The sequence below is a fragment of the Ancylobacter moscoviensis genome (genome assembly GCF_007559435.1).
GTDB classification, from domain to species: domain Bacteria; phylum Pseudomonadota; class Alphaproteobacteria; order Rhizobiales; family Xanthobacteraceae; genus Ancylobacter; species Ancylobacter moscoviensis.
Map to the genome: position 1 here is coordinate 223,670 of NZ_VMBP01000003.1, position 25,586 is coordinate 249,255.

The window sequence follows — 25,586 nt, forward strand, 5'->3', positions numbered from 1 at the left end:
GGGACGACCGAGCTAGGGGCCGGCGTCATGAGCCCCCGCGTCGGGCGCGGGGGCGGCGATCTTACTTCTTGGTGCCGTCGGCGTTGAAGCCGGAGAGATAGGCGAGCAGATCCGCGCGGTCGGTCTCCTTGGGCAGGCCGGCGAACACCATCTTGATGCCCGGCATGTAAGCCTTCGGATTCTCGAGGTACTTGCTCAACACCTCGGCGGTCCACACGTCGCCCTTGGCGTTGTGCTCCTTGAGCGTGTCGGAATAGTTGAAGCCTTCCACCGCGCCCATCTTGCGGTCGACGATGCCGTTCAGCTCCGGGCCGACCTTGTTCTTGGCGCCTTCGCCGACGGCATGGCAGGCCATGCACTTCTTGAAGACGTTGGCGCCCTTGGCCGGGTCGCCGGCCGGGCTCTGGGCGAGGGCGGCGGTGGAGCCCAGCGCGAGCAGGGCAGCGGTGATGACGAAGCGATTCATGGCGTCCTTCCAGGCAGACATCGTTGAACGGCGCCGTCTCACGCGGCGCCTGCGACAGGGCGCCGATCATAGCGCTCCGGTTAGAACGATCCTAGACGTGGAAAGCTCCATCGCGCGCGGTGCATTTCGTCGCGGGGGAGAGCATCCCTCGCGACCCGATCCCGCGCGCGGCCGGGTCACGCGGGCAGGGCCGCCGGGGCCTCGTCCGACGGCTCGCGCAGCGCCTCGAAATGCGCCATCTGCCAGGCGGACCAGCGCTCGAACTCGTCGAGGAAGGGCTCGGCCATCCAGGTGACCGACCCGCCCGGCCCCACCGCGAACCAGCCTCGCGCCTCCGCCTCCGCGAGCAGGCTGCCGACATGGGCGGGCGAGACCTGCAGCCGCCCGGCGAGCGCCCGCCGCAGCAGCGGCCCGGCCGGCGGCGCGGCGTTGAGCGTCTGCGCATAGTGCCGGCCGACCACCGCCGTCAGCAGCGGATAGCCGCAATCGCGCTGGGTGAAGTGGAGAACGCCGGGAAAGGCGTGGAGCAGCGTGCCGTTCGCCAGCACATAGGCCGCCGAACGGCTGATCAGGTCGCCGAGCCGATGGGGATCGGCGAGCGCCTCGGCATGGCCGGGGCGGCGTTCCTCGATGGCGTCGACCGCCTCGACGAAAAGGCGCATGGAGCGGCCGATCTCCGCGATGACGATGGCGGTCGGCACCAGCAGCGTGGCACGCCGGTCCGCCGGATCGGCCGCGACCTCCACCAGGCGCCCGGCCTTCAGCGCCGCAACGAAGCCGGCGGTGTGGCGGGCGCTCACCCCCGCCACCTTCTGCAGGGCGGAGAGGGTCGGCGGTGGGCCGCCCCGGTAGCGCCAGGCGTAGTAGTTGTGGATCAGCATGAAGCAGACGAGGTAACGCCCGAGCTGATCGAACAGCTTGTAATAGGGCCAACGGATCGACGCGCCGGCCGACATGCCCGCGCAGTAGCCGGCGAGAGCGGGCCGGAAGCGCGGGTGCCGCAGCAGATGGTCGGCCCGCGCGCCGAAACCCTCCGGCAGCACCTGCGCCGGGCGTCCGGTGGGGCCCGCGTCTCCCTCGATCGACCGTCGTCTCGGCACCGCGCGATACCTGCAAAGTTTGGGCTGGCCCCGGATGGCCACATAGAAATACTGGCGTTCCGGCCCGGAACGAACCTACCTTCACGCGATATCCGTCCGACACACCCGCTGAAGTAAGCGAGCGGACGGATATGCGAGCGAAAGCGCGCATGTGCAGGAACATCGCGGCCGCACGGATGTCCGCCCGGCGGCCGACCCACGCCGCACCAACAACAGATCGATCCAGAGAGGAAACCTCATGTGTGTCGACCACAGCCACCACGATGATGAACGCCCTGCCCTGTCCCGCCGCCACGTCTTCGGCGCCGGGCTCGGCGTGGCCTCGGCCGCCTTTCTCGGCGGCTTCGCCCTGCCCGCTTCCGCGGACACCGCGACGACGACTACCGCGCCGAACGCGATCAGCCCCGACGAGGCGCTGAAGCGGCTGATGGAGGGCAATGCCCGCTACGCCGGCGGGACGCCGAACTGCACGGATTTCTCCGCCAGCCGGGCCGCCCGCGCGCTGTCGCAGCACCCCTTCGCCGGGCTGGTGAGCTGCGCGGATTCGCGTGTCGCGCCGGAGCTGGCCTTCGATCAGGGGCCGGGCGAACTGTTCGTCGTCCGCGTCGCCGGCAATTTCGTCAATGACGACGGGCTCGCCAGCCTCGAATACGGCGTGAAGTTCCTCGGCATGCCGCTCATCATGGTTCTGGGCCACACCAATTGCGGCGCCGTCGACGCCACCATCAAGGTGGTGAAGGACAATATCAGCCTGCCCGGCCATCTCGGCGAGCTGGTGAGCAACATCAAGCCGGCCGTCGAGATCGCGCTGAAGGCCAAGCCCGAGGACCAGCTCAACGCGGCGATCGTCGAGAACGTGCGCTACAATGTGCGCGAGTTGGAAACCTCGACGCCGATCATCGCCGAGTTCATCCGCGACGGTAAGCTCAAGGTCGTCGGCGGCGTCTACGACCTCGCCACCGGCAAGGTCACTGTCATCTGACCCTTTCCGCCCGGCCCTTCCGGCCGGGCTTCCCGCCTTCGACCGGACGCCCCGCCCGGCGGGGTTTTCGGTATGTCCAAATACTTAGTTATTGACCTAAGTATTGACGTCCGATAGACAGATGCGAGGTGACGGCTCCTGTTGCCGGCACCGTCCCGTTCGAGGATCTCCATGCCGCCTGCCGTCCCGTCTCCCGCCCCTCCCGCCGTCGTCATCGACGGCATCTTCCGCGCGCTGGCGGACCCGACGCGGCGGGACGTGGTGGAGCGGCTGACCGCCAAGCAGGCGTCGATGAGCGAACTCGCCGCCCCCTACCGCATGGCCCTGCCCTCCTTCCTTGAACACATGAAGGTGCTGGAGGGCTGCGGGCTCGTGCGCTCGCGCAAGGTGGGGCGGGTGCGGACCTATCAGCTCGAAACGGCGCAGCTGAAGCTCGCCGAGGACTGGCTCGGCCGCCAGCGTACCCTGTGGGAGCAGCGGCTCGACCGGCTCGACAGTTACCTGTTGTCCATGAAGGAGGAGACGCCGGAATGACCTCGCCCCTCGCCACGTTCGACTCGAAATACGACCTCAAGCTGGAACGCGAGATCGACGTGCCCGTCCATCTCGTATGGAAGGCGTGGACCACGCCGGCCCATCTGAAGGAGTGGTTCGTCCCCAAGCCGTGGAGCATCTCCGCCTGCGAGATCGACCTGCGGCCCGGCGGCGTCTTCCGCACGGTGATGCGCTCGCCGGAAGGCGAAGAGCACGACAATGCCGGCTGCTATCTCGACGTCGTCCCGCAGCAGCGCCTCGTCTTCACCGACACGCTGCTGCCCGGCTTCCGCCCGGCGCCGAACCCGTTCTTCACCGGCGCGCTGATCCTGACGCCCGTGGGGTCCGGCACGCGCTACACGGCGCTCGCCATCCACGGCAACGAGGAAACCCGCGACTCCCACGAGAAGATGGGCTTCCACGACGGCTGGGGCACGGTGGCGACGCAGATGGTGGACTACATCAAGTCCGGCGCGGTGGCATAGCGCACCGCATGGGCGGCGGCGTCAGACGACGGCGCCGTCCGCCGGCATCAGCCGGTCGTAGAGCGCCGACAGCCTCTCGCGGTAGCGCTCTTCCGAGAACAGCGCCGCCTGCGCGCGACCGCGCGCCGACAGCGCCGCGCGCAGCTCGCCATCCGTGGAGATCGTCTTGATGGCGTTGGCGATGGCGCGCGGATCATAGGGATCGACCAGCAGCGCGGCGTCGCCCGCCACCTCGGGGAGCGAGGCGGTGTTGGAGCTGATGACCGGCGTGCCGAGCGACATCGCCTCCAGCACCGGCAGGCCGAAGCCCTCATAGAGCGAGGGGAACACCAGCGCCTTGGCGCCGCGGATCAGGCTGACCAGCAGCGGGAACGGCGCGTAGTCGAAGCGGCGCACGCGGTCGCGCGTGAAGGTGAGGTTGTCGAGCTGCTCCAGATAGCGGTTCGAGCCCTCGTTGAGGAAGCGCAGCTCCTCCCCCGCCTTCCACGCCGTCTTGCCGAGCAGCACCAGAGGCTCCTCCACCTGCGAGGCGAGGTAGGCCTCGATCAGGCGGGAGATGTTCTTCTTCGGTTCGACGGCGCCGAAGAACAGGAAGTAGCCCTTGTAGGGCAGGCCGAAGGCCCCCTCCACTTCCTCGCGCACCAGATCGTCCGGCTTCTCCGCGTATTTCCGCGGGATCGAGACCGCCTGATAGGTGTTGGTGATCTTTTCCTCGGGATAGCCGAACAGCTCGACGATATCGCGCTTCGAGGTCTCCGATACGGTGACGATGTGATCGGCACGCCTGAGCACGCCCTCGATCATCCGCTTGTAGAACTTCTTGTTGTCGAGCGTGGTGAAGGGCAGGCGCAGCGGCACCAGGTCGTGCAGCGTGTAGATGTTGCGCGTGCCCGGCAGCCGGATCGGCAGCGGATAGGTCCAGTGCATCAGTTCCGGCCGCGTCACGCCGCCCACGGTGAGGAAGCGCTTGTAGGCATGGAAATGCCAGTAGCTGCGCGAGAACAGCTCCGGCGCGTTCCAGATCCGGTCGTAATGGGGCATGCGCGACTGGAACGCCCGGGAGATCACCTTGCCGGACATCGGCACCTCCCGCGCGCGGATGCCGAGCGGCGAGGTGCACAGCTGCATGAGCCGCCGGCTGAGTTCCAGCAGGAAGGACGGCGAGCCGGCATTGGGATCGAAGAACGCGATCTCGCGCAGCAGCGGGTCCGCGCTGGGCGCCGCCCGCGTGCCGTAGAGGATCTCGGTGCGGTAGCCGAGCTCGCCGCAGGCGAAGCTCAGATTGCGGGCATAGGTGGCGACACCCGTGCCCGCTTCCAGCGCCAGATTGTACCCGTCGATCATCACGGTTCCGCGGCGCGTCGGCCGCGAAACCGTCGAACGGACCGGCGGCGCGCCCGCGCCGCTCTCGTCACCCCGCAACAGCGTGCGCCTCCGGCACCCGGGCGCGCGCCGGCGCGGGACCGCCCACATGCGCGTAGGGAATGTCGCGGATCAGCGGAAGCTCGAACACGTCGCTTCCCTTCGCCGCGCGAACCGGGGCGACGTCGATGGGGAAGGCGTCGATGAGCGGATCGATGTCGAAGTCGATCGGCTCCCACGCCAGGTCGATCGACCACATCAGGTGCTCCCAGTCGGTCGGCCGGTTTCGGCGCTGCACATAGACCGGCAGATGCGTGCGGCCGAGCCCCTGATAGAGGTCGGTGATGCGCAGATCGTAGCCGTCGTCCGGGTCGAGCTTGCGGTTGATCAGCCCTTCCGGCGCGCCGCGCGGCGAGAAGTAGAGGCAGGGGATGCCGTAGCTCTCCGCGAACACCATGCCGTGCAGGCTGGTCGAGACGAGGCGCTTGCAGGCAAGGATCTCGTCCAGCTTCTCGCGCATCGCGCTCGAGCTGATCGCGGTCAGCGTGTTGATGATGTGGACCTTGCCTTCCAGCTCCGGCGGGATGTGATAGCGCTCATAGGCCTCGCGCGGCTTGGTATCGAGCGAGCGGTCGGTGAGGTCGGAGAGATGGACGATGACGCCGACCTCCCACTTCTTCTCGATCTTCGGATTGTAGAAGCGCGGCAGCGCCCACACCGGATCGCCGAACACCGGCGCGCCGACCGCGTTCTCCTCGCCGAGAATGGCCCGGCTGACCGGGCCGCGCGTGGCGTGCACGCGGTAGCGCGAGGCGGGATCGGGCCGGAACAGCACGCGCTCGCCCTCCTGCACCGGGTTGAGGTAGCGGGACGAGCCCGTGCCCCAGACCGAAATGTCGCCACCCTTGAGGTTCTGGGCGATGGTGCCGACCGCCGCCATGCGGGTGCCGGTGGAGTCGTGGGCCTGGTGCATGATCGGCTTGCCGGACAGCAGCGCGACCATGACCGGGCTGAGGGCGTCGCCCAGGTTGAGGTAGTGCTGCGTGCGCGTGGCGGCGGCCCAGGTGAGCGGAACGACGCCGGTGTCGCGCACGATGCTGCGCAGGGTGGGTGCGATCACTCGCTTGTCCTCTCTTGTTTCGTTCAGGAGACGGCGACGGCCGCAGGGGCCTCGACGCGGTTGTACACGTCGTCCAGACGCACGATGTCGTCCTCGCCGAGATAGGAGCCGACCTGCACCTCGATGAGCTCGAGCGGGATGCGGCCGGGATTGGTCAGCCGGTGCACCGCGCCGAGCGGGATGTAGGTGGACTCGTTCTCCTGAACCATGAACACCTTCTCGTTCACCGTGACCTCGGCCGTGCCGCGCACGACGATCCAGTGCTCGGACCGGTGGTGGTGCTTCTGCAGCGACAGCCGCTCGCCCGGATCGACGATGATCTTCTTCACGCGGAAGCGGCCGCCCAGATTGATCGTCTCGTAGCTGCCCCAGGGCCGGTGGCACTTGGGATGCTCGTTGGCCTCGTTGCGGCGCTCCTTCTTGAGCGAGGCGACGAGGTGCTTGACCTCCTCGGAACGCTCGGAAGGCATGACCAGCACGGCATCGCCGGTGGCGACCACCGACAGGCCGCTCACGCCGATGGCCGCGACGAGCGGGCCCTCGGAATGGACGTAGGAATTCTCGGCGTCGATGACCCGTACCGGGCCGCGCTGCACGTTGCCGAACTCGTCGGTCTCGCCGATCTCGCGCATGGCGTTCCAGCTGCCGACGTCCGACCAGGGGAAATTGCCCTCGACGACGGCCGCGCGGCTGGTGCGCTCCAGCACCGCATAGTCGATGGACAGGCTGGGAGCGGCGTGGAAGTCCGCGCCGAGCCGGCAGAAGCCGAGATCGTTCTTGGCGGTGGTGACGGCGCGGCGGACCGCGTCGACGATCTCCGGCTCGAAGCCTTCCGCCTCCTCCAGCATCACATGGGCGGGGAAGAGGAAGTTGCCGGAGTTCCAGAGATAGCCGGCCTCGACATAGTCGCGCGCCACCTCCGCGGTCGGCTTCTCGGCGAAGGCCTCGACCTGCGCGGCCGAGCCGCCGTTAAGCGCCGCGCCGCGGCGGATGTAGCCGTAGGAGGTGCGCGGCTCGGTCGGGGTGATGCCGAAGGTGACGATGTTGCCGAGCTTGGCGGCGCCGTGCGCCTTGCGGCAGGCCTCGTGGAAGAGGCCGGTGTCGCCGATGACGTGATCGGCCGCGAGCACCAGCAGCGTCGCCTCGTCGCCGTGCAGGCTCTGGGCGAGCAGCGTCGCCGCGATCAGCGCAGGTGCGGAATCACGACGCACCGGCTCCAGCAGCACGGTCGGCTCGATGCCGACCTCGCGGGCCTGGCGCTGGGCGAAGAAGCGGAATTCCTCATTGGTGACGATGATCGGCGAGGCGAACATCTCGCCCGGCGCAACGCGCTGCAACGTGTCCTGATAGAGCGTGCCGCCCGAGGTCGACAGCGGCAGGAACTGCTTCGGCAGCGAATCCCGCGAGATCGGCCAGAGCCGGGTGCCGGACCCGCCCGCGAGAATGACAGGGACGATCTTGGAGCCAGCGGCCATCGGTTGTTCTCCTCACGTTGCGACGTCGACGCGGTATTGAAATAGGGTCTGAATTGTCAGATTTCGCACATGCGAGATAGTATATATAAGACAAAATACGTCAACATTAGAGTCGACGTATGATTTATTTCAAATATTATTTCATTTTCGACACGTATATTCGAAACGAATATTTACCAATAGGGCGAAAGCGTGAAACATTTCTGTCATCAACGGACAGATTCACCTTCCACCCGCACCATGCCGCCCACGCGCGTAGACGGCGCGCCGCGCCGGATGTCGGCGACGAAGAGCAGCCGCAGCACCCATTCCCGGAGCCGCGCCGGCACGCAGCGCCCCAGCCCGACCAGCGCGACGAGCGGCCAGGGGAACGCGATCCCGCGCGCCCCGCGATCGGCCGCGGCGGCGATGGCCGCCGCCGCCCGCTCGGCGCTCCATTCCAGCGGCCGCCAGCCGCCATAGTCCCGGCTCATGCCGGTCGCGACGAAGCCGGGACAGGCGACGGTGAGGCTCACGCCGCGCGCGGCCAGCACGGGACGCAGCGCCTCGCCGAAGGCGATGAGCCCCGCCTTGGTGGCGCTGTAGGTCGGCTGGTCCGGCAGCGGCATGCGCCCGGCCAGCGAGGCGACGAGGACGACGCGCCCGGCGCCCCGCGCGCGCATCGGATCGAGCAGCGGCAGCACCGTCGCCACCGCGCCCTCGAAATTGGTGCGGATCTGCGCCAGCGCGTCGGACAGCAGCTCGGCCTGCCCTTCCCGGCCAAGGCTCGACTCGACGCCGGCATTGGCGATCACCGTGTCGATGGGCCTTTCCGCGTCGAAGCGGGCGATGAGATCGGCCAGCGCCTCGCTTTCGCGCACGTCGAGCGTCAGGGCGCTGACCTGCGCGCCCCGCTCGCGGCATGCCTCGGCGACGGCACCGAGGCGCCCCGCATGGCGGGCGACCAGCACGAGCGCCACGCCGGGCCTCGCATAGTGCCGGGCCAGCGCGGCGCCTATCCCGCCCGAGGCCCCGGTGATGAGGATGTGCCGGCCGCTCATGCGGGCGCCCCCTCCGTCACCATGCGCATGACCAGCCCGTCCACCGCCCGCTGGATGGCAGCGGGTGCGAAGAAGCCGCCGGCGATCTGCGTGCGGGCGATGACGAGCCGGCGATAGGCCCGCACCAGCTCGGCATCGGGCCGCGGCGCCTCGCGCCAGAAGGCATCGAGGGAGCCCTGATGCGCGAGCCCCGGCATGTCGTAGGTGGCGCGGCCGAGCACCTTCAGGGGACGCCCGTTCCGCAGCGCGATGACCGCCGTGGTCGAGTTGACCAGCACGACGCCGGCGCTGGCCACCACCAGCGCATCGATGTCGCCTCCCTCGATGAAGACGACGCGGTCCGCCAGCCCATATTCGTCGGCGAGCCGCGCGATCATCCGGCCGGTCGCCGGCAGGCGGGTGTCATAGGGATGCCGCTTGACGACGAGACGTGCCCCCGACGGCGCCTGCCTCGCGAAGGAGCCCAGCACCAGCCGGGCCACCTCCTCCACCGAGCGGAAGTCCGAATGCACCCGCATCTGGTAGTCGCCTTCCAACTGCAGCGGCAGCAGGAAATAGGGGCGGCCATCGGCGAGACGGGACATCGCGGCCCGGTCCCGGCGGGCCGCTGCCGGCGCACTGAACCAGCGCACCAGCCAGCCAGCATAGTCGGCGGCCGGATGCACCAGCGTGTGCCGCCGGTAGCGAAAGAACAGCGGCGCCAGAGCGGCATGGCCGGCGTGCCAGGCAATGTCCCACAGCGCGCGGCGGGCGAAAGGCTCGGGCAGCGCCTCCGCCGCGCGGATGACCTCCGGCAGGCCGGCCGATGCCTCCCGCACGCCCTCGGACGTACGCGGAAGGTCGGAATGCGCGTTCACGCCATGGCGCTCGCGGGTGATCCAGCCGGGGCGGACATAGCCTTCCTCGAGCAGATGCAGGCCGGCGCCGCGCGCGCGAGCGGCCGCCACCGCCGGCGCGTGATACGGCCGGCAGTCGCCGAACAGCACGAGATCGCTCACCGCTTCCTCGGCCATGAGCCGCTCCACATAGGCGGGCCAATCCTGCGGCCTGCCGCGATAGAACCGCGCGGGGCCGGGCCAGAAGACCACATCGCCCCCGCACAGATTCACCTTCACCACGCGCGCCCCGCGCCGACGCAGCGCACGGGCGAGACGCCAGCCGAAGGGCGAGGCCGGCCCCTGAAGGAACAGGAAGCAACGCCCGGCGAGGCCCTTCCCCCCGCCCCGGCGCCGGGTATCCTCGTCCATTCCGGACGACGTTCCCGTCGCCGTCCGGCGCGGCACGTCGAAGGCGACGCCCGCATGTTCCACGCGGTTCATCGCCGCGCCTTGCGCCGTGGCGGCGCTCAATAGTCGATCCGATCGACGATCTCGCCCGGTAGCGGCCACGAGGGCGCCTCCGGCGATACGGCGAGCGGCATCGGGAAGGCGCGGATCAGCGGCGTGTCGTCATAGACCAGCGGCTGCCACTTGCCGTGGACCCAGGACAGCACGGCGTTCCAGTCGGTCGGCCGCGAGCGGTCGAGACAATAGGAAGACAGGGTCGAACGCCCGACGCCGGAATAGAAATCCCGCATGCGGTGGTCGATCTGGTGCTGCGGATTGCCCAGTTCGAGCATCCGCCCCTCGCCGTCGCCATAGGTGGCGAACCAGGCGCAGGGGATGCCGTAGGTCTCCGAGATGACGAGACCGTGCAGGCTGGTGGAGACGATGGCGCGGCAGGAGACGATCTCCGCCACCTTGCGGCGCATGCCTTCCGGGGTCGGCGGGCAGTGCGTGTTGATGAGCCGGATGCGGTCCTTGAAGGCCTCTGGAATGCCGTAGCGGCGAAGCGCCGGCTTCACGGCGGCCTCCAGCGTCCGGTCTTCCAGCTCGGTGATGTGGAGGATGACCCCGAGATCGTGGGTCTTCTCGACATCCTTCATCGGCCAGAAGCGCGGCAGCATCCACACCGGATCGCCGAAGATATCCGGCACGTGCATGCCGGCCGCGCGCAGCGTGCGCGCGCTGTTGGGGCCGCGCAGCGCGTGGATGTGGAACTGGGTGTCGGACGGGCGCACATAGCCGCGCACCAGCGGATCGACCGGATTGCGCTCGGCATCGACGCCGGTGCCCCAGAAATGCAGCACGCCGTTGCGCTGGTTGTGGCCGATGGTGCCGACGGCGACCATGCGCTCGATGGGCTGGTCGAACCCGGCCCGGCGGACCGGCACGCCGGCCATGCCGGCGACGATGAGCGCACTCAGCGTATCGCCCAGATTCGCGTGCGGCGATTCCCGCGTCGTCGCTGCCCACGACAACGGAATGGATATCCGGTCGGCGTTCATGCGCAGGAGGGTGGCGACCTCGGGCGTCATCTGCGGTGCGGGCCCCTTCGGCTCGGCCGCGACCCCGTTCATCACCGGGCTGATCTCGGGTTCGCTCTGCCGCGCCCCGTTCAACGCGCGCGCCGGCGATTGGTTCGAAGAGGGCGCCGCGGCGGGAGCCTCCGCTTCGACCTCGCCCTCGGTGTCACGATCCTGCTGGCGCAGCAGGGCCACGTCATGCTGCAAGACAAGTCCCTTTATGGTCGGATGATCCCAGATGCTTCTGCCCGACGACGCCTTGAGCGGCGCCGGCGAGAAGGGGAAGACGTCGATCAGGCGATCGGCGTCGAACTGTACCGGCTCCCAGGCGCGGTCCACCGCATCCATCACCGCCTGCCAGTCGGTCGGCAGGCCGCGGTCCTGGAAATAGGCGGCGACGTGCCGGCGACCGAGGCCGAGATAGAGGTCGACGATCCGCAGGTCCGCCGGCCCGTCCGGATCGAGCTCCAGACGGCCGAGGCCGCGGGGTTCCGGCAGCGGCGGGAAATACAGGCACGGAATGCCGTAGGCCTCGGCGACGACCAGCCCGTGCATGCTCATGGAGACGATGCGCTCGCAGGCGAGAATCTCGTCGAGCTTGGCCTTGAGCGCCGGCACGCCGAGGGGCGTCACCGTGGTGATGAGGTGGACGTCGTCCCGGAACTCCTCCGGGACGCGGTAGCGCGCGAAGGCCGGCTGCGGGCGCGCCTCGTAGGAGCGGTCGGCAAGCTCGGAAAGGTGCAGGATGACGCCGAGCTTCCATTTCTTGCGGATGCGCGGGCGATAGAAGCGCGGCAGCAGCCAGGCGGGATCGCCGTAGAGACCCGGGCGCGGGCCGCCGTTGCTCATCAGCTTTTCCGCCACCGGCCCGCTGGTCGCGTGCAGCACGATGGCGCCGTGACCGGACGGCGCGAAGGCGACCCGCCGGTCGGCCGGCGCGGACGGATTCTTCCACGGCGAGCAGCCGGTGCCCCAGACGTGGACCTCGCCGCCCTCGAACGTATGGCCGATCGCCCCGATGGCCGCCATCCGCACGGAGCGCGACTTGGCCGGCACGCGCCGCACCGGCAGGCCACCCACCATCGCCGTCATGACGGGACTGAGGGCGTCCTCGAAATTCAGATAGTCCATGAGGGTGGTCGAACCGGCCCATCCGAGCCTGACCTCACCCTCGGCCCGCACGATATCTTCCAGCGGTGCCCGCATACTACCTCACGAACTGAAAGCAATGTCGAAATAACCGACGCATGAAGCTCCCTTATCGAGGTCTTGTTTCCAGTAGAATGACTACTTTCGTTTCCGCTGTCCACACCAACGAAAATATTTTCGAATTTGGAACCTTTTGGGCGGAAACGGGGCAAAGAGCCACTCGCGAGGCCGCTCGCACGCCCTCCATGCCGTTGCGGAACACCCCGCACCCTCCCCGCCGCTGGCATACCAGGGCCACATGCACCGCAAGAAGCAAGCGGCCGCAACGCAACAACCAATGATTGGTCACGTCGATAGAGCGGATCAATCAATTGATACAATCAATCGGTATCATTGCACCTTTACGCTAGGTTTCATGTTATCGCCGCATTCAGATGAGTCTAAATAGACTGTCGATTGCATCATGACTCGCCATGAAACGGTAAAAGATTAATTCGAAATTCGTTACATTCGCAGAATGGAGACATATTACTAAGCAAATTCGGTTATCAGATACCTCAGGTACAACATATTGGTGCAGTACTACATGAAAAAGTATCTAGACAGCCGTTTGCTTTTGATGCTGCAATGCACACCTCGCGCACCGTTTGCGGGGGCTATGTGACGGTGCCCAGGGGTTGTTTCTGTAAAAACACGTCGACCAGCGAAACGGGTGGCTCATGAATCTCGAGACCTTCAGGCGTCAGGCTGGGCACGATTTCGGACAGGCGGATATCGCGTCGCTGGCCGAGAATCTGCGTGACCTTCGCGTCAGCGGAGGCGACGTCAAACCTGAAGAACAACTTCTGAACGCTCAGCAGCTGGCCGATTCGCGCCACAATTACTTACGAATTGCGAATGACCCGCACGTCGTCGGCGGCGTGTTCGTCGAAGACGGACAGTGCCTCGTCTGGGGCTTCAACCGGTCCGACGTGCTGAAGCCGGTCACGCTGCGCCTGGTGATCGACGGCACCACGGTGTTCGAGCGCACGACCTCGCCGGAAGCCGTCATGCCCATCCACAGCACGGGCCATCAGCTCTCCGCGCACCGGCAGATGGGGCTGGGGATCGACGGGGCCAGCGCCGCCGCGGGCCCGTTCGCCGGGCAGGATCTCTGGCCGGATGCGGAGACCCGCGAGGATCTGGCGAATTTCGTCATCGGCCTCGGCGCGAGCGCGCGGGACGCACGCCTGCATCACCTCGTCTGGCATGAGATTCCCAACGTCACCCGCCGGCTGGAGACCTCCGACGAGCCTGCCGCGCGCTGGCGCGCTTCGGTCTACACCCGCTACATGGCGAACCGGCTCGGCCTGCAGGGCAAGCTGTCCGGCGGCCAGTCGGTGGCCAACTGGATCGTCTCCGAGGTGTTCGAGGACTGGTACAAGCGCCAGGTCTTCTGCCTGACCGACGAGATCCACACGCTTCTCAGCGAGCCGGTGATGAACCGCCGGGTGATGAAGCACGAGATCAGCCTCACCCTCTTCGCCTTCTGGCGGCGGCACTACCCGCACATCGACATCTTCACCGAGGAAGGGCTGCGCCTCGTCCAGTACAAGTTCGCCACCGCGCCCTTCATCTCCGACAAGAACAACGTCAAGCTGGTCTCGGACGGGCTGCGCCGCTCGCTCTCCGCGCCGGCCGACATGTACCGCAACCGGGAACTGCCCTGGAGCTGGTACTGGCTGTTCCTGCTCGAGGACCAGGGCCTCGGCAACCGGATGCGCGAGGAGGGCTTCGCCCGCCTCACCAGCTTCAAGGAAGTGGCGCTCGACGTCACCCAGCCCGACCGCCTCTCCTTCGCCCCGCATGTCTGGCGGGCCTATTGGGGCGCCGGCGGCACGGGGGACTTCACCCGCTTCGATCTCGCGCTGATCTCCATCCTCGCCGACACGCCCAGCCCGGAGCGGGCCATCGCCGAGCGCGGCGCGGAGTTCTGGCGCGAACGGCTGCGGCACGACGTCTATGAGCGCATTCCCGAGCTCGCCGTCCTTTCCGCCGCCGGCCGCGTCGAGGGCCTGCCGCCGGCGGTGCAGGACGCGGTGCCGCGGTGCGACCTGGTCATTATCGGCCACGCCAACGAGACCGGCGTCGGCCGCAATCTCAGCATGTTCGTCGAGGCACTTTCCAGCTTCAACCCGCTCGTCTTCAACGCGGATGACGGCGCCTGCGTGAACCCGGATGCCGGCTACAACCCGGCCGTCGGGGTGCGTGCCCGCGTCGTCCTGCTCTGCGTCAACGCCGACCGCGCGCCGGAGATGATCGCCCGCTTCGCCGGCATCTGCGAGGACGCGCACATCATCGGCTTCTATCTGTGGGAAAGCGACCGCCCGCCGGCGAACCACACGCTCGGCGCGCTCGCCGTCGACGAGATCTGGACGCCGAGCAACTACGTCGCCGAGGCCTATCGCAAGATCACCCCGGTGCCGGTGACGGTGGTCGACAAGGGGCTTCACACCCCGCTCGCCTATGTGCCGTTCCTCGACCGTTTCCGGCACGATCCGTCGGAATTCATCTTCCTCACCGCGGCCGAGTTCGGCTCGTCGATCGTGCGCAAGAACCCGCTGGATGTGGTGAAGGCGTTCCAGCGGGCCTTCGACGGCAGCGACCTCAACGTGCGGCTCCTCATCAAGATCCGCGAGGTCAATCCCGGACACTGGAGCAACATCGATTCCTACTGGGAGGAGATCGAGGAGCGGATCGCCGGCGACGACCGCATCACCATCGTCGAGGGCAATCTGACGCCGGAGGAATACTGGACGCTGCTGTGGACCGTCGATGCGATGGTCTCGCTGCACCGCTCGGAAGGCTTCGGCTACGTCATCGCCGACGCGATGTTCGCGGAGAAGGCGGTCGTCGTCTCCGACTATTCCGGCTCGCAGGACTTCTGCGACGTGGACAACGCCTTCCTCGTTCCCGTGCAGCAGACGCCTGCGCCGCCGGAATCTCTGGCGAGCCGGGGCTATATCGGCCAGTGGGGCATCCCCGACGTCGAGGCCGCCGCACGGGCCATGTACGAGGCGGCCGAAGATGCCGACCTGCGCGCCGTTCGCGCCAAGGCCGGCCAGGAGCGGGTCGTGCAGAAGTACGACTTCGCGAACTGGACCGGCGCGGTCGGCGCCCGAATCGCGGAACGGATCGAGCGGGTCAGGCAGAAGCAGGACGCGGCGCCGGGTGAGCCGGCCGCGTCCGCCGATGTCACGGCGGACGCCCAGTCCTGAGGCCCGCCCTACCCGCTCCGGTTCCGTTGCCGTTCCGCTCGACCATATCGCCGCATGAGGCGACCGGCCTGCCGCATGGTCGGTTGTCGACATCCGGCGAAGCCGTATGAGGTGCCGTTTGGATCGCATCGTTCATGGAGCGGATGCCCCGCACGCCGTCCCGCCGCAGCCGGTGCACGCCGCGGCCATTGTCGGCTGCGCCTGCCGTCTGCCGGGTGCGGCGGACGAGGCGGCGTTCTGGTCGCTGCTGGCGCGCGGCGAATGCTCCGTGAGCGAGATTCCGGCCGACCGCTGGTCGCATGAGCGCTTCCTGCATCCGGGCCGTGGCGTGCCGGGCCGCTCCTACACCTTCGCGGCGGGCGTGCTCGACGACATCTACGGCTTCGATCCCGGCGCCTTCGGTCTCTCCCCGCGCGAGGCCGAGCAGATCGACCCGCAGCAGCGCCTGCTGCTGGAACTGGTGAGGGAGGCGTTCGAGGACGCGAACATTCCGCTGTCGGCGGTCGCGGGGGCCAATGTCGGCGTCTTCGTCGGCGCCTCCTCGCTCGACCATTCGCTGCATTTCGTCGCCGACATCGCGGCGGCCGACACGCATTTCGTCACCGGCAACGCGCTGTCCATCGTCGCCAACCGCATCTCCCACGTCTACGGCTTCACCGGCCCGAGCCTTGCCATCGACACGGCCTGCTCCTCCTCGCTGGTCGCCTTCGACCGCGCGGTGAAGGCCATCGAGAGCGGGGAGATCGACACCGCCGTGGTGGCGGGCGTGAACGTGCTGGCGAGCCCGTTCAACTTCGTCGGCTTCGCCCGCGCCGGCATGCTCTCGCCGACGGGGCGCTGCCGGCCGTTCTCGGGCAGCGCCGACGGCTATGTCCGTGCCGAGGGTGGGGTGGTGACCATCCTGCGTCGTCTCGGTCCCGCCGGTGCGATGGGCGCGACGCCCCGCGCCGTGGTGATGGCGAGCGGGACCAATTCCGACGGGCGCACGCTCGGCATCGCCATGCCGGAGAGCCGGGCGCAGCAGCGCCTGCTCGAGGAACTCTACGCCGCGCGCGGCATCGACCCGGACAGTCTCGCCTTCATCGAGGCGCATGGCACGGGAACGCTGGTGGGCGACCCGGCGGAAGCCCGCGCCGTCGGCGAGGCGATCGGCACGCGGCGCACGCGGCCGCTGCCCATCGGCTCGGTGAAGTCCAATATCGGCCATCTGGAACCGGCTTCCGGGCTCGCGGGGCTGCTGAAGGCGCTCAACGCGCTGGAACGGCGCGAGCTGCCGGCCTCGCTGCATCTCGACACGCTGAACGAGCACATCAATTTCGAGGCGCTGAACCTGCGCCCCGCCGCCGAACCGCTGGCGCTCGACGCGGACGCACGCGCCGCCGGCATTTCCTCCTTCGGCTTCGGCGGCACCAACGCCCATGCCGTCATCCGCCTTCCCGAGGCGCATGAGGTACCTACCACCGCCGCATCCCTGGCGCCGGTGCTAATGCTCTCGGCGCACAGCGCGGAGGCGCTCTCGGCGCTTGCGGAGGACTATGCCGGGCGGCTGGAGAGCGAAGCCGAACCGGAACGCCTCGCCCATGCCGTGGCGCATGGCCGCGCGCGGCTGGAGCATCGCCTCGCCATTCCGGCCAGCGATCCCGACGCGCCCGGCAAGCTGCGCCGCATCGCCCGCGGCGGCAAGGACGGCGCCCTGCTGCGCGGCACCGCGCGCGGAACCGGCACCAAGGTCGCCTTCGTCTTCACCGGCAATGGCGGGCAATATGCCGGCATGGGCCATGCGGCCTGGCACGCCAGCGCCGGCTTCCGCGCCGCCGTCGACGAGATCGACGCCATCTTCGAGCCGCTGGCCGGCTGGTCGCTCGCCGCCGCCTTCCGGCAGCCGCCGAACGAGACGACGCTCGCCGCCACCGAGATCGCCCAGCCGCTCATCTTCGCGCTGGAAGTCGCGCTCGCCCGGGTGCTGATGGTGTCCGGCTGCAAGCCGGCCGCCGTGGTCGGCCACAGCGTCGGCGAGATTGCGGCCGCCCATGTCGCCGGCGCGCTGAACCTGTCGGACGCCACGCACCTCATCTACTGGCGCAGCCGCCTGCAGGCCGAGACCCGCGGCACCGGGCTGATGGCCTTTCTCATGGCGAGCCCGGACCGGGCCAGCGAACTCATCGCCGCCGCCGAGCAGCCGGACGTCGTCATCGGCGCCTTCAACGCGCCAAAGGGCGTCACGCTCTCCGGCCCGGCCGGCGCGGTGGACGCGGTGCTGCGCCTTGCCCGCCGGCAGGGCGTCGTCGGCAAGCGCCTCGGCATCGACTACCCGTTCCACGCTCCCGGCATGGGCCCGCTCTACGAGGCGATCATCGAGGCCCTCGCACCGCTGGTGCCGCAGGCCCCGGCGATCCCCTTCGTCTCCGGACTCACCGGCGAGATCGTCGACGACGCCTCGCTCGACGCCGGCTACTGGTGGGACAATATCCGCCAGCCGGTGCAGTTCGATCCCGCCATCCGCACGCTGGCGCAGGACGACTCCATCGGCATCTTCCTGGAGATCGGCCCGAAAGCGGTGCTCACCGGCTTCGTGCGGGAGATCCTCGCCGATGTCGGGCGGCCGGCGACGGTGCTCGCCTCGCTGCAGGAAAAGGACGGGGCGGACGAAGACCCGATCGGGCGCACCATCCTGGCGACGCTGGTCAACGGCGCGGCGATGGACGAGGCGCGGCTTTTCGGCCCGGCCGCCGCGCCGGGGCGGATCGACCTGCCCAAGACGCCGTGGCACCGCCAGCCGATCCGTCCGCCGCGCACCGGCGAGGCGGTCGACCTGACCGGCACCGGCGGCCAGCACCATCCGCTCCTCGGCACCCGGCTGCATGGCGACGGGCGCGAATGGCGCGGGCTGCTCGACCTCGATTCCCGGCCCTTCCTCGCCGACCACAAGGTCGGCGGCAACGCCGTCATGCCCGCGACCGGCCTCGCCGAGATGGCGCTGGCGGCCGGGCGCGAGACGCTGGGCACCGACCGGCTGCGGCTGGAAGAATTCGACATCTTCAGCGCGCTGCGGCTCACGCCCGGCGAGAGCGTCGAGACGCAGGTGCGGATGGCGGCCGATGGTGGCGTCACCATCGGCTCGCGGGCCCGCGGCTCGCAGGAATGGGCCGTTCACGCCCGGGGACGCGTCCTCGCCGACGCCGGCGTGCCGGCCGCCGAGGTCTTGCCAGCCCCACCGGCGGAAGAAGCGGAGAGCGTCCTCGATGCCGACGCGCTCTATGCCGGCGCCGCGCGGCTCGGCCTCGACTACGGCCCGGCCTTCCGGCTGGTGCATTCCGCCCGCCGTGCCGGGACGCGGATCCATCTCGATCTCATGCCGGCCGAGGCGCCGGAGCCCGGCATCTATGTGCTGCCACCCACGCTGGCCGATGCCGCTCTTCATGGGCTGGTGATGGCGGCCGAGGTGGCGGCGCAGGGCGGGCCCTCGAAAGCCGGCTCGGCCTATCTGCCGGTCCGCTTCGCCGCGCTCACCGTCCGCAGCGCCGCGCCGCCGGTACGGGCGACGCTGACCGTTCATCGCGCCAGCCCGCGCGCGCTCGCCCTCGACGTCGCCCTGTTCGATGCCGAGGACGCCGAGGTCGCGCGCATCGACGGCGTCGAGCTGCGGGCCGTCGCCCTTGCCGCCACGGAAGAATTCGACCGCGATTTCCGCCAGAGCCTCGTCCGCCTCGGGCCGGCGCGAACCGGGACCGCGGCCCGGATCGAGGCCTTCCTCGACGCGCGGGAGGAGGTGCCGGCCGCCGACGACCTGCTCGTGCTCGACGCCCTCGCCTACGCCATCGCCCACCGCGCGGTGATGGCGGTCATCGGGAAGACGGCCACGGAAATGCCGGTCGATATCGATGCGCTGGTCGGCCGGGGCGCTCTCGCCGACGAGCGGCGCACCACCTTCCTCGCCCTGCTGCGGCTCCTCGCCGAGGGCGGTCTCGCCCGCCACACGCCGGAAGAAGGCTGGCGCGTCGAGGCCGACAGCGATCTTCCCGCGCCCGAGCCGCTGCTGCACGAGATCGCCGACACGGCGCCGGACCGCGCCGCCGAGCTCGCCATCGGCGCCCGCCTCGCGGCCGATCTCGCCGATCATCTGCGCGGGGCCGTTTCGATCTCCCATCCCGTCGGCCTCATCGACCAGTGGGAGGCCGGATCGCCCGCCGCCCGGACCGTCGCCGCGCAGGCGGTGGCGCTGGTCGAGGCCGCCGCGCGCGACGGCGAGGCGCCCCTCGCCGTGCTGCTCGTGGAACGGCATGGCACGACGCTCGACGGATTGCGCACCCTCGTCGCCTCCGGCGCGATCTCGCTGGCGGTGCTGCCCGCCGACAGCGCCGCGCGCCTGCGCCTTGCCGACCGGATATCGCCCCGCGTGGGGATGACGCTGTGCGAGGAGGATGCGCTGCCGACGGCGGACCTCGTGCTGCATGTCGATCCGCGTGAACCGCTCGATGCCACCGACGAGGCGACGCGCCGCCTGCTCGGCACGCTGCGCCCCGGCGGCGCGCTGGCGGCGCTCCGCGTCGCTCCGAGCGGCTTCGCCCGCCTGCTGACGATGGATGTGCCGCCCCTGCCGCACGCCCGCCCCCTGTCCGACGCGCGAGCGACGACGGAGATCGCCATCCTTGCCGCCGCAACCACCGAGCCCGCCCGACAGCGCGCGGCCGCCGGGGGCATCGCGGCGCTGTACGAGGCAGACGCCGTCTCCTGCCTGATCGGCGAGCGTGGTCATCGGCTCGACGCCGATCCCGCCGACGCGGCAAGCGCCGGCACCGGGAACATCCTCGTGCTGCGGCTGGAGGCCGGCGACGACGCCGCCTCGCTCGCCGCCGTCATGGACGAGGTGCGCGGGCTGGTGGAGGCCATGCGCGCGGGCGGCAAGGCGCCGGCCCTTCGCCTTGTCGTCGCGGACAATCCGCTTGGCGAGGCGCCCACCGCCGCCGCGCTCTGGGCATTCGGCCGCACGGTCATCAACGAATATCCCGATCTCGACATCAAGCTCGTCGCCATCGACCGTCCGGCGCTGGACGCGGCGGCGGTGTCCGATCTCGCCCGCGCCATCGCCGGCCTGACAGACGAACGCGAGCTGGTGCTCGACGAGCGAGGGCTTCTCGCCGTCCGCATCGCCGCCGCGCCGGCACCGGCGGGCGAGCCGGACGCCGCCGTGCGGCTGGTGATGGAGCGGCCGGGCTCGCTCGACCGCCTCACCTGGGAACCGCAGGCGCGCCGAGCCCCCGGCCCGGGCGAGATCGAGATCGAAATCTCCGCCGCCGCCCTCAATTTCCGTGACGTGATGTTCGCGCAGGGGCTCATCGGCGACGACATGCTGGCGCACGGCTTCGCCGGCCCGACGCTCGGCTTCGAGGGCGGCGGTACCGTCACCCGCGTGGGGCCGGATGTCGCCGGCCTCGTGCCCGGCGACGAGATCGTCGCCTTCGCGCCCGGCGCCTTCGCCAGCCACGCCACCCTTCCCGCCGCCGCGGCGCTGAAGGTGCCGGCCGGCATGAACATCGAGGCGGCGACGACGCTGCCCGTCGCCTTCCTCACCGCCTGGTACGGCCTCGTGCAGTGCGCCCGGCTGGAAGCCGGCGAGACCGTGCTGATCCACGGCGCCGCCGGCGGCGTCGGTCTCGCGGCGATGCAGATCGCCAAGGCGCGCGGCGCGCGCATCGTCGCCACCGCCGGCTCGCCGGAAAAGCGGGCGCTGGTCCGGCTGCTCGGCGCCGACGAGGTTCACGATTCCCGCGACACGCTGTTCGCGGAACGGCTGAAGGCGGCGGGCGGCTGCGACGTGGTGCTGAACTCGCTCGCCGGCCGCGCCATGGAGCTTTCCCTGCGCGCGCTCAAGCCGTTCGGCCGCTTCGTCGAACTCGGCAAGCGCGACTTCATCGCCAATACCGGCCTCGGCCTGCGCCCCTTCGCGCGCAACCTCACCTATTTCGGCGTCGATGCCGACCAGTTCATCGCCGCCCGGCCGACGCTGGTGAAGGAGATGCTGGCGGAGCTTGCCCGCCTGTTCGAGGCCGGCACGCTGCGGCCGCTGCCCTATCGCCTCTTCGCCGCCGACGACGTGCGCTCGGCCTTCCGGCTGATGCAGAGCTCCGGCCATGTCGGGAAGATCCTCATCCGGCCGCCGGCGTTCCTGCCGACCGGAACGGCCCCCGGTCCCGTGGCGGACGCCGCCTTCGCCGCTTCGCCCGAGGGCGTGCATGTGGTGGTTGGCGGCACCGGCGGCTTCGGCCGGGAGACGGCCCGCTGGCTGGCGGAGCACGGTGCGCGCCACGTGGTGGTCGCCTCGCGGCGCGGCATCATCGAGCCGCCCCTGACGGTGGAAGGGGCCGAGATCGTGGCGGAGACGCTCGACGCCCGCGATCCCGACGCCTGCGCCGACCTTCTTTCCCGCCTCGCCGCCCGCTACGGGCGTGTCGCCGGCATCGTGCACACGGCGATGGTTCTCGACGACGCGCTGCTGCGCGATCTCGACCACGACCGCTTCGAAGCCGTGCTGGCCCCGAAGGTCGATGGCGCCCGCAACCTCGATGCCGCCACCGCCGGCCTCGACCTCGACTACTTCGTGCTGTTCTCCTCGGCGACCACGCTGGTGGGCAATCCCGGCCAGTCCGCCTATGTCGCGGCGAACGCCTATCTCGAAGGTCTGGCGCGCCGGCGTCGGGCCGAGGGGCGTCCGGCCCTCGCCGTCGCCTGGGGGGCGATCTCCGATGCCGGCGTGCTGGCGCGCGATGCGGCGACCTCGGAGAAGCTGAGCCGCCGGCTTGGGCTCGGCATGCTCGGCGCCGCTGAGGCGCTCGATCACCTCGGCGCCTGCCTCGCCACGGCGGACGCGCCGCCGGTTTCCGTTCACGCGCCCGTCGACTGGCGCGCGGCGCGCGAACTCGCGGTGATGCGTGGCGCCAGCTTCGCCGCCCTGCGCCCCGCCTTCGCGGAAGACACGGACAGCGATGCCGAAGCCGGGATGCTCGCGCTGATCGCCGACCAGAGCGACAGCGAGGCGCGCGCCACCGTGCTGCGCCTGCTGAGTGCTGAGGTCGGCCGCATCCTGCGGCTGCCCGGCGAGAAAATCGACCCAACCCGCCCGCTCGGGGACATCGGCATGGACTCGCTGATGGCGCTGGAGCTCGACATGGAGATGCAGCGCCGCCACAAGGTCGCGATGCCCATGCTCGGCCTCGGCGCCGGAGCGACGCTGCAGGACGTCGCCGACAAGGTCATGCGCAAGCTGCGCCCCTCGGCCGAGACGGGCGGCGACGCGATCCCGGCGCCGGGCATCCATCTTCCCGAGGAGGGAGCCGGCCTCATCGACCGCCATCTGCGGGTTGAGCCCTCGGCCGGCGCCATCGAGGCCCTGCAGGCGCGGATCGGCGCCGAGAACCGCCGTGACGGGAGCCTGCTGCGATGACCCTTCAGGACGGCATCCGGCTCGACGCGACCGCCAGGGCGACACTCCTCGCCCGCATGCGCCAGCGCGCCCCGGAACCCGCGCGCCCGGCCGTGACGCCCAGCTACGACACCTCGTTCGAGACGCTTCCCGGCTTCGAGGAGTTGCGCCTCATCCGGGCGACGGGCGAGGCGCTCGGCATCGGCAATCCGTTCTTCCGCCCACATGAGGGACGGGCCGGGGCGGTGAGCCGTATCGAGGGGCGGGAGGTGATCAACTTCGCCTCCTACGACTATCTCGGCCTCAACGGCCACCCTGACGTGCGGCGCGGCGCGCAGGCGGCGATGGAGCTCTACGGCACCAGCGTCTCGGCCAGCCGGCTGGTGGCCGGCGAGCGGCCGATCCACCGCGAGCTGGAGGCCCGGCTCGCCAGCCTTCACGGTGCGGACGACGCCGTCGTCTTCGTTTCCGGCCACGCCGCCAACGTCACCACCATCGGCAGCCTCGTCGGCGCCGACGACGTGGTGTTCCACGACGCGCTCATCCACAACAGCGTCATCGTCGGGGCCGAGCTCGCTGGCGCGGCGCGGCGGTCCTTCCCGCACAACGACCTCGACGCGCTGGAAGACATGCTCGTCCACGAGCGCGCCAGCCACCGCCGGGCCCTCATCGTCGTCGAGGGGCTCTACTCGATGGACGGCGACGCGCCGGACCTGTCGCGCCTGGTGGTGCTGAAGGAACGCTTCGGCGCCTGGTTGATGGTGGACGAGGCGCACAGCATCGGCGTCCTCGGAGCACACGGGCACGGCATCGCCGAGCAGGCCGGGCTCGATCCCGCCCGGATCGACATCTGGATGGGCACGCTGTCCAAGTCGCTCGCCTCCTGCGGCGGCTACATCGCCGGGCCGCAGCCGCTCATCGATTTCCTGAAGGTCACGGCGCCGGGCTTCGTCTACAGCGTCGGCCTGCCGCCGGCGGCGGCGGGCGCGGCCCTCGCCGCCCTCGACGTCATGGGCGAGGATACCGGCCGCGTCGCCGCGCTTCAGAGGAATGCCCGGCATTTCCTGGCGACGGCGCAGGCCGCCGGCCTCTCCACCGGCACCGCCGAAGGCCATGCCATCGCGCCGGTCATGGTGGGCGACTCGCTGAAGGCGGTCCTGCTCTCGGAGCGGATGCTCGCGCGCGGGGTCAACGTGCTGCCGATCATCCATCCGGCGGTGCCGCACAAATCGGCCCGGCTGCGCTTCTTCATCACCACCGACCATGACCGGGAACAGCTGGACGACACCGTCCGCATCCTGGTCGAGGAACTCGACGAGAGCACCCGCCTCCTCGCCGCGCTGGGGTTTGCGGAGGGGGATCACGATGCGGCGGCGCGTGCGGCGCTTGGGGGAATGACATGAGGGTCGTGCTGGATATCACCCGGTTGTTGCGGCGCTCGGCGCAGGCGACGCCGACTGGCATCGACCGGGTCGAGCTCGCCTATGCGCGCCACCTGATCGGCAACCGGCAGTACAAGGACCGCACGGCCTTCGTGGCGCGGGTGCGCTCGTCCACCTGGTATCTCGACGCCGATACCGTCTCCGCCTTCATCGACACGCTGGCGCTGAAGTGGAAGCAGTCCGAGAGCCGGGTCACGCGGCGCGAGCTGGTGGCGATCGAGAATTTCCTCGACCTCGCGCCCGGCACGCTCCCCCCGGTCGATACCGCGCCGGCCCTGCGCTCGGCCCTGCCCGACATGCTGCCACCGCTCAAGCGCCTGCTGTCGCCGGTCAACCTGCTGCCGCGGCTGATGCGCCGGCGCAACTCGCAGGGCGCCGTCTATCTCAACGTCTCGCATGAGGGGCTGAACTCGATCAACGGCGTGCGCTCGATGGTGCGCGGCCACGGGCTGCGGCCGATGTACCTCGTGCACGACCTCATCCCGCTCACCCACCCGGAATATGTCCGCCCGGGCGACGCGGAGAAGCACGAGACGCGCATGCGCACCGTGCTCGCCTCCGCCGAGGCGATCATCAGCAACTCCCATCACACGCTGAACCAGCTCAAATCCTTCGCCGAGCGCAGCGGCATGGCGGTGCCCCCGTCCATCGTCAGTCCCCTCGGGGTGGAGGACGAGTTCGACACCGAGGAAGCGCCGCCGCCGCCGGCCCATCCCTTCTTCCTCACCGTCGGCACCATCGAGCCGCGCAAGAACCATCTCGTGCTGCTGCATGCCTGGCGCGTGCTGGTGGAGAAGCTGGGCCCCAAGGCGCCGAAGCTGATCATCGTCGGCCGGCGGGGGTGGGAGAACGAGAACGTCATCGACATCATCGAGCGCTGCCGGAAGCTCGGCGACCACGTGCTGGAGTGCAACCGCCTGCCGGATGTGCACCTGCGCCGGCTGATGAAGCAGGCGCGCGCCGTGCTGTTCCCCTCCTTCGCCGAGGGCTACGGCCTGCCGCTGTTTGAGGCGATGGCGCTGCGCGTGCCGGTGATCTGCTCCGACCTGCAGGCCTTCCGCGACATCGCCGGTTCCGCCCCCTGCTATCTCGACCCGATCGACGGGCTCGGCTGGGCGCGGGCGATCGAGGAATATGCCCGCCCGGATTCGCAGGCACGCGCCGCACAGATGCGCCAGCTCTCCGGCCTGTGGATGCCGCGCTGGTCGGATCACTTCTCCATCGTCGACCGCATCATCGACGTCGTGGCCCGGCCGACCGGCACCCCGCGTCCGGTGGCCGGCTGGCGTCCCGCCGCGAGCAGCGAGCGCAGCAGGCCGTTGATTCCGGCCGGCGAGCACGTCGAGGACGTCCGCGCGCTCTGCTTCGCCGTCCAGCCGCATTCGAGCACGAGGTAGTCCGTGGCCGTGT

General features: G+C 69.7%; 16 protein-coding genes. 7 read left to right on the forward strand and 9 right to left on the reverse strand.

The features are described from left to right. Window positions 1-61: 61 nt before the first annotated feature. Together FO470_RS11150 and FO470_RS11155 are read right to left on the reverse strand one after the other, a co-directional pair. Window positions 62-466, reverse strand: coding sequence for a c-type cytochrome (locus FO470_RS11150; protein WP_144343032.1), 405 nt, complete (start codon window positions 464-466; stop codon window positions 62-64). Between the two features lie 176 nt (window positions 467-642). Then, window positions 643-1,566: a helix-turn-helix domain-containing protein gene (locus FO470_RS11155; protein WP_246659561.1), complete on the reverse strand. Its 924-nt coding sequence runs from the start codon at window positions 1,564-1,566 to the stop codon at window positions 643-645. A 238-nt stretch (window positions 1,567-1,804) separates the two neighbouring features. Between FO470_RS11155 and FO470_RS11160 the strand changes: the two genes are divergently transcribed. The 3 genes from FO470_RS11160 (at window position 1,805) to FO470_RS11170 (ending at window position 3,567) form a co-directional block, all read left to right on the forward strand. After that, window positions 1,805-2,548, forward strand: a complete 744-nt coding sequence (locus tag FO470_RS11160; protein ID WP_144343033.1) for a carbonic anhydrase — start codon at window positions 1,805-1,807, stop codon at window positions 2,546-2,548. 171 nt (window positions 2,549-2,719) lie between these two features. Continuing rightward, window positions 2,720-3,082, forward strand: a complete 363-nt coding sequence (locus FO470_RS11165; RefSeq protein ID WP_144343034.1) for an ArsR/SmtB family transcription factor — start codon at window positions 2,720-2,722, stop codon at window positions 3,080-3,082. Then, complete coding sequence (locus FO470_RS11170; protein WP_144343035.1) at window positions 3,079-3,567, forward strand: SRPBCC family protein; 489 nt, start codon at window positions 3,079-3,081, stop codon at window positions 3,565-3,567. The genes FO470_RS11165 and FO470_RS11170 overlap by 4 nt, the downstream gene beginning before the upstream one ends. 21 nt (window positions 3,568-3,588) lie before the next feature. Here FO470_RS11170 and FO470_RS11175 read toward each other — a convergent pair whose 3' ends face one another. The 7 genes from FO470_RS11175 to FO470_RS19535 all read right to left on the reverse strand — a co-directional run bounded on the left by FO470_RS11175 (window position 3,589) and on the right by FO470_RS19535 (window position 12,935). Beyond that, window positions 3,589-4,911 (reverse strand): glycosyltransferase family 4 protein, encoded by a 1,323-nt coding sequence (locus tag FO470_RS11175; protein WP_144343036.1) that lies wholly within the window; start codon window positions 4,909-4,911, stop codon window positions 3,589-3,591. Between the two features lie 67 nt (window positions 4,912-4,978). Beyond that, window positions 4,979-6,049, reverse strand: coding sequence for a polysaccharide pyruvyl transferase family protein (locus FO470_RS11180; protein WP_246659562.1), 1,071 nt, complete (start codon window positions 6,047-6,049; stop codon window positions 4,979-4,981). A 23-nt stretch (window positions 6,050-6,072) separates the two neighbouring features. Next, window positions 6,073-7,524: a mannose-1-phosphate guanylyltransferase/mannose-6-phosphate isomerase gene (locus tag FO470_RS11185; protein ID WP_144343037.1), complete on the reverse strand. Its 1,452-nt coding sequence runs from the start codon at window positions 7,522-7,524 to the stop codon at window positions 6,073-6,075. A gap of 209 nt (window positions 7,525-7,733) precedes the next feature. Then, complete coding sequence (locus FO470_RS11190) at window positions 7,734-8,564, reverse strand: SDR family NAD(P)-dependent oxidoreductase (protein ID WP_144343038.1); 831 nt, start codon at window positions 8,562-8,564, stop codon at window positions 7,734-7,736. After that, entirely contained in the window at window positions 8,561-9,913 is a 1,353-nt protein-coding gene (locus tag FO470_RS11195; RefSeq protein WP_144343039.1) for a capsule biosynthesis protein, read from the reverse strand. The genes FO470_RS11190 and FO470_RS11195 overlap by 4 nt, the downstream gene beginning before the upstream one ends. Beyond that, window positions 9,910-12,090, reverse strand: a complete 2,181-nt coding sequence (locus FO470_RS11200) for a polysaccharide pyruvyl transferase family protein (protein WP_246659563.1) — start codon at window positions 12,088-12,090, stop codon at window positions 9,910-9,912. The genes FO470_RS11195 and FO470_RS11200 overlap by 4 nt, the downstream gene beginning before the upstream one ends. A 623-nt stretch (window positions 12,091-12,713) precedes the next feature. Further along, on the reverse strand, window positions 12,714-12,935 hold the full coding sequence (locus FO470_RS19535) for a hypothetical protein (protein WP_186291927.1): 222 nt from the start codon (window positions 12,933-12,935) through the stop codon (window positions 12,714-12,716). A 42-nt stretch (window positions 12,936-12,977) separates the two neighbouring features. Between FO470_RS19535 and FO470_RS11205 the strand changes: the two genes are divergently transcribed. The 4 genes from FO470_RS11205 to FO470_RS11220 all read left to right on the forward strand — a co-directional run bounded on the left by FO470_RS11205 (window position 12,978) and on the right by FO470_RS11220 (window position 25,573). Further along, window positions 12,978-15,314 (forward strand): glycosyltransferase family 4 protein, encoded by a 2,337-nt coding sequence (locus tag FO470_RS11205; RefSeq protein WP_186291928.1) that lies wholly within the window; start codon window positions 12,978-12,980, stop codon window positions 15,312-15,314. Window positions 15,315-15,432: 118 nt separating this feature from the next. Further along, window positions 15,433-22,755 carry a type I polyketide synthase gene (locus FO470_RS11210; RefSeq protein ID WP_186291929.1) on the forward strand — a complete coding sequence of 2,441 codons (7,323 nt, stop codon included), beginning with the start codon at window positions 15,433-15,435 and terminating at the stop codon, window positions 22,753-22,755. Further along, window positions 22,752-24,137 (forward strand): aminotransferase class I/II-fold pyridoxal phosphate-dependent enzyme, encoded by a 1,386-nt coding sequence (locus FO470_RS11215; RefSeq protein WP_144343043.1) that lies wholly within the window; start codon window positions 22,752-22,754, stop codon window positions 24,135-24,137. The genes FO470_RS11210 and FO470_RS11215 overlap by 4 nt, the downstream gene beginning before the upstream one ends. Beyond that, window positions 24,134-25,573: a glycosyltransferase family 4 protein gene (locus FO470_RS11220; RefSeq protein ID WP_144343044.1), complete on the forward strand. Its 1,440-nt coding sequence runs from the start codon at window positions 24,134-24,136 to the stop codon at window positions 25,571-25,573. The genes FO470_RS11215 and FO470_RS11220 overlap by 4 nt, the downstream gene beginning before the upstream one ends. Window positions 25,574-25,586: the final 13 nt, after the last annotated feature.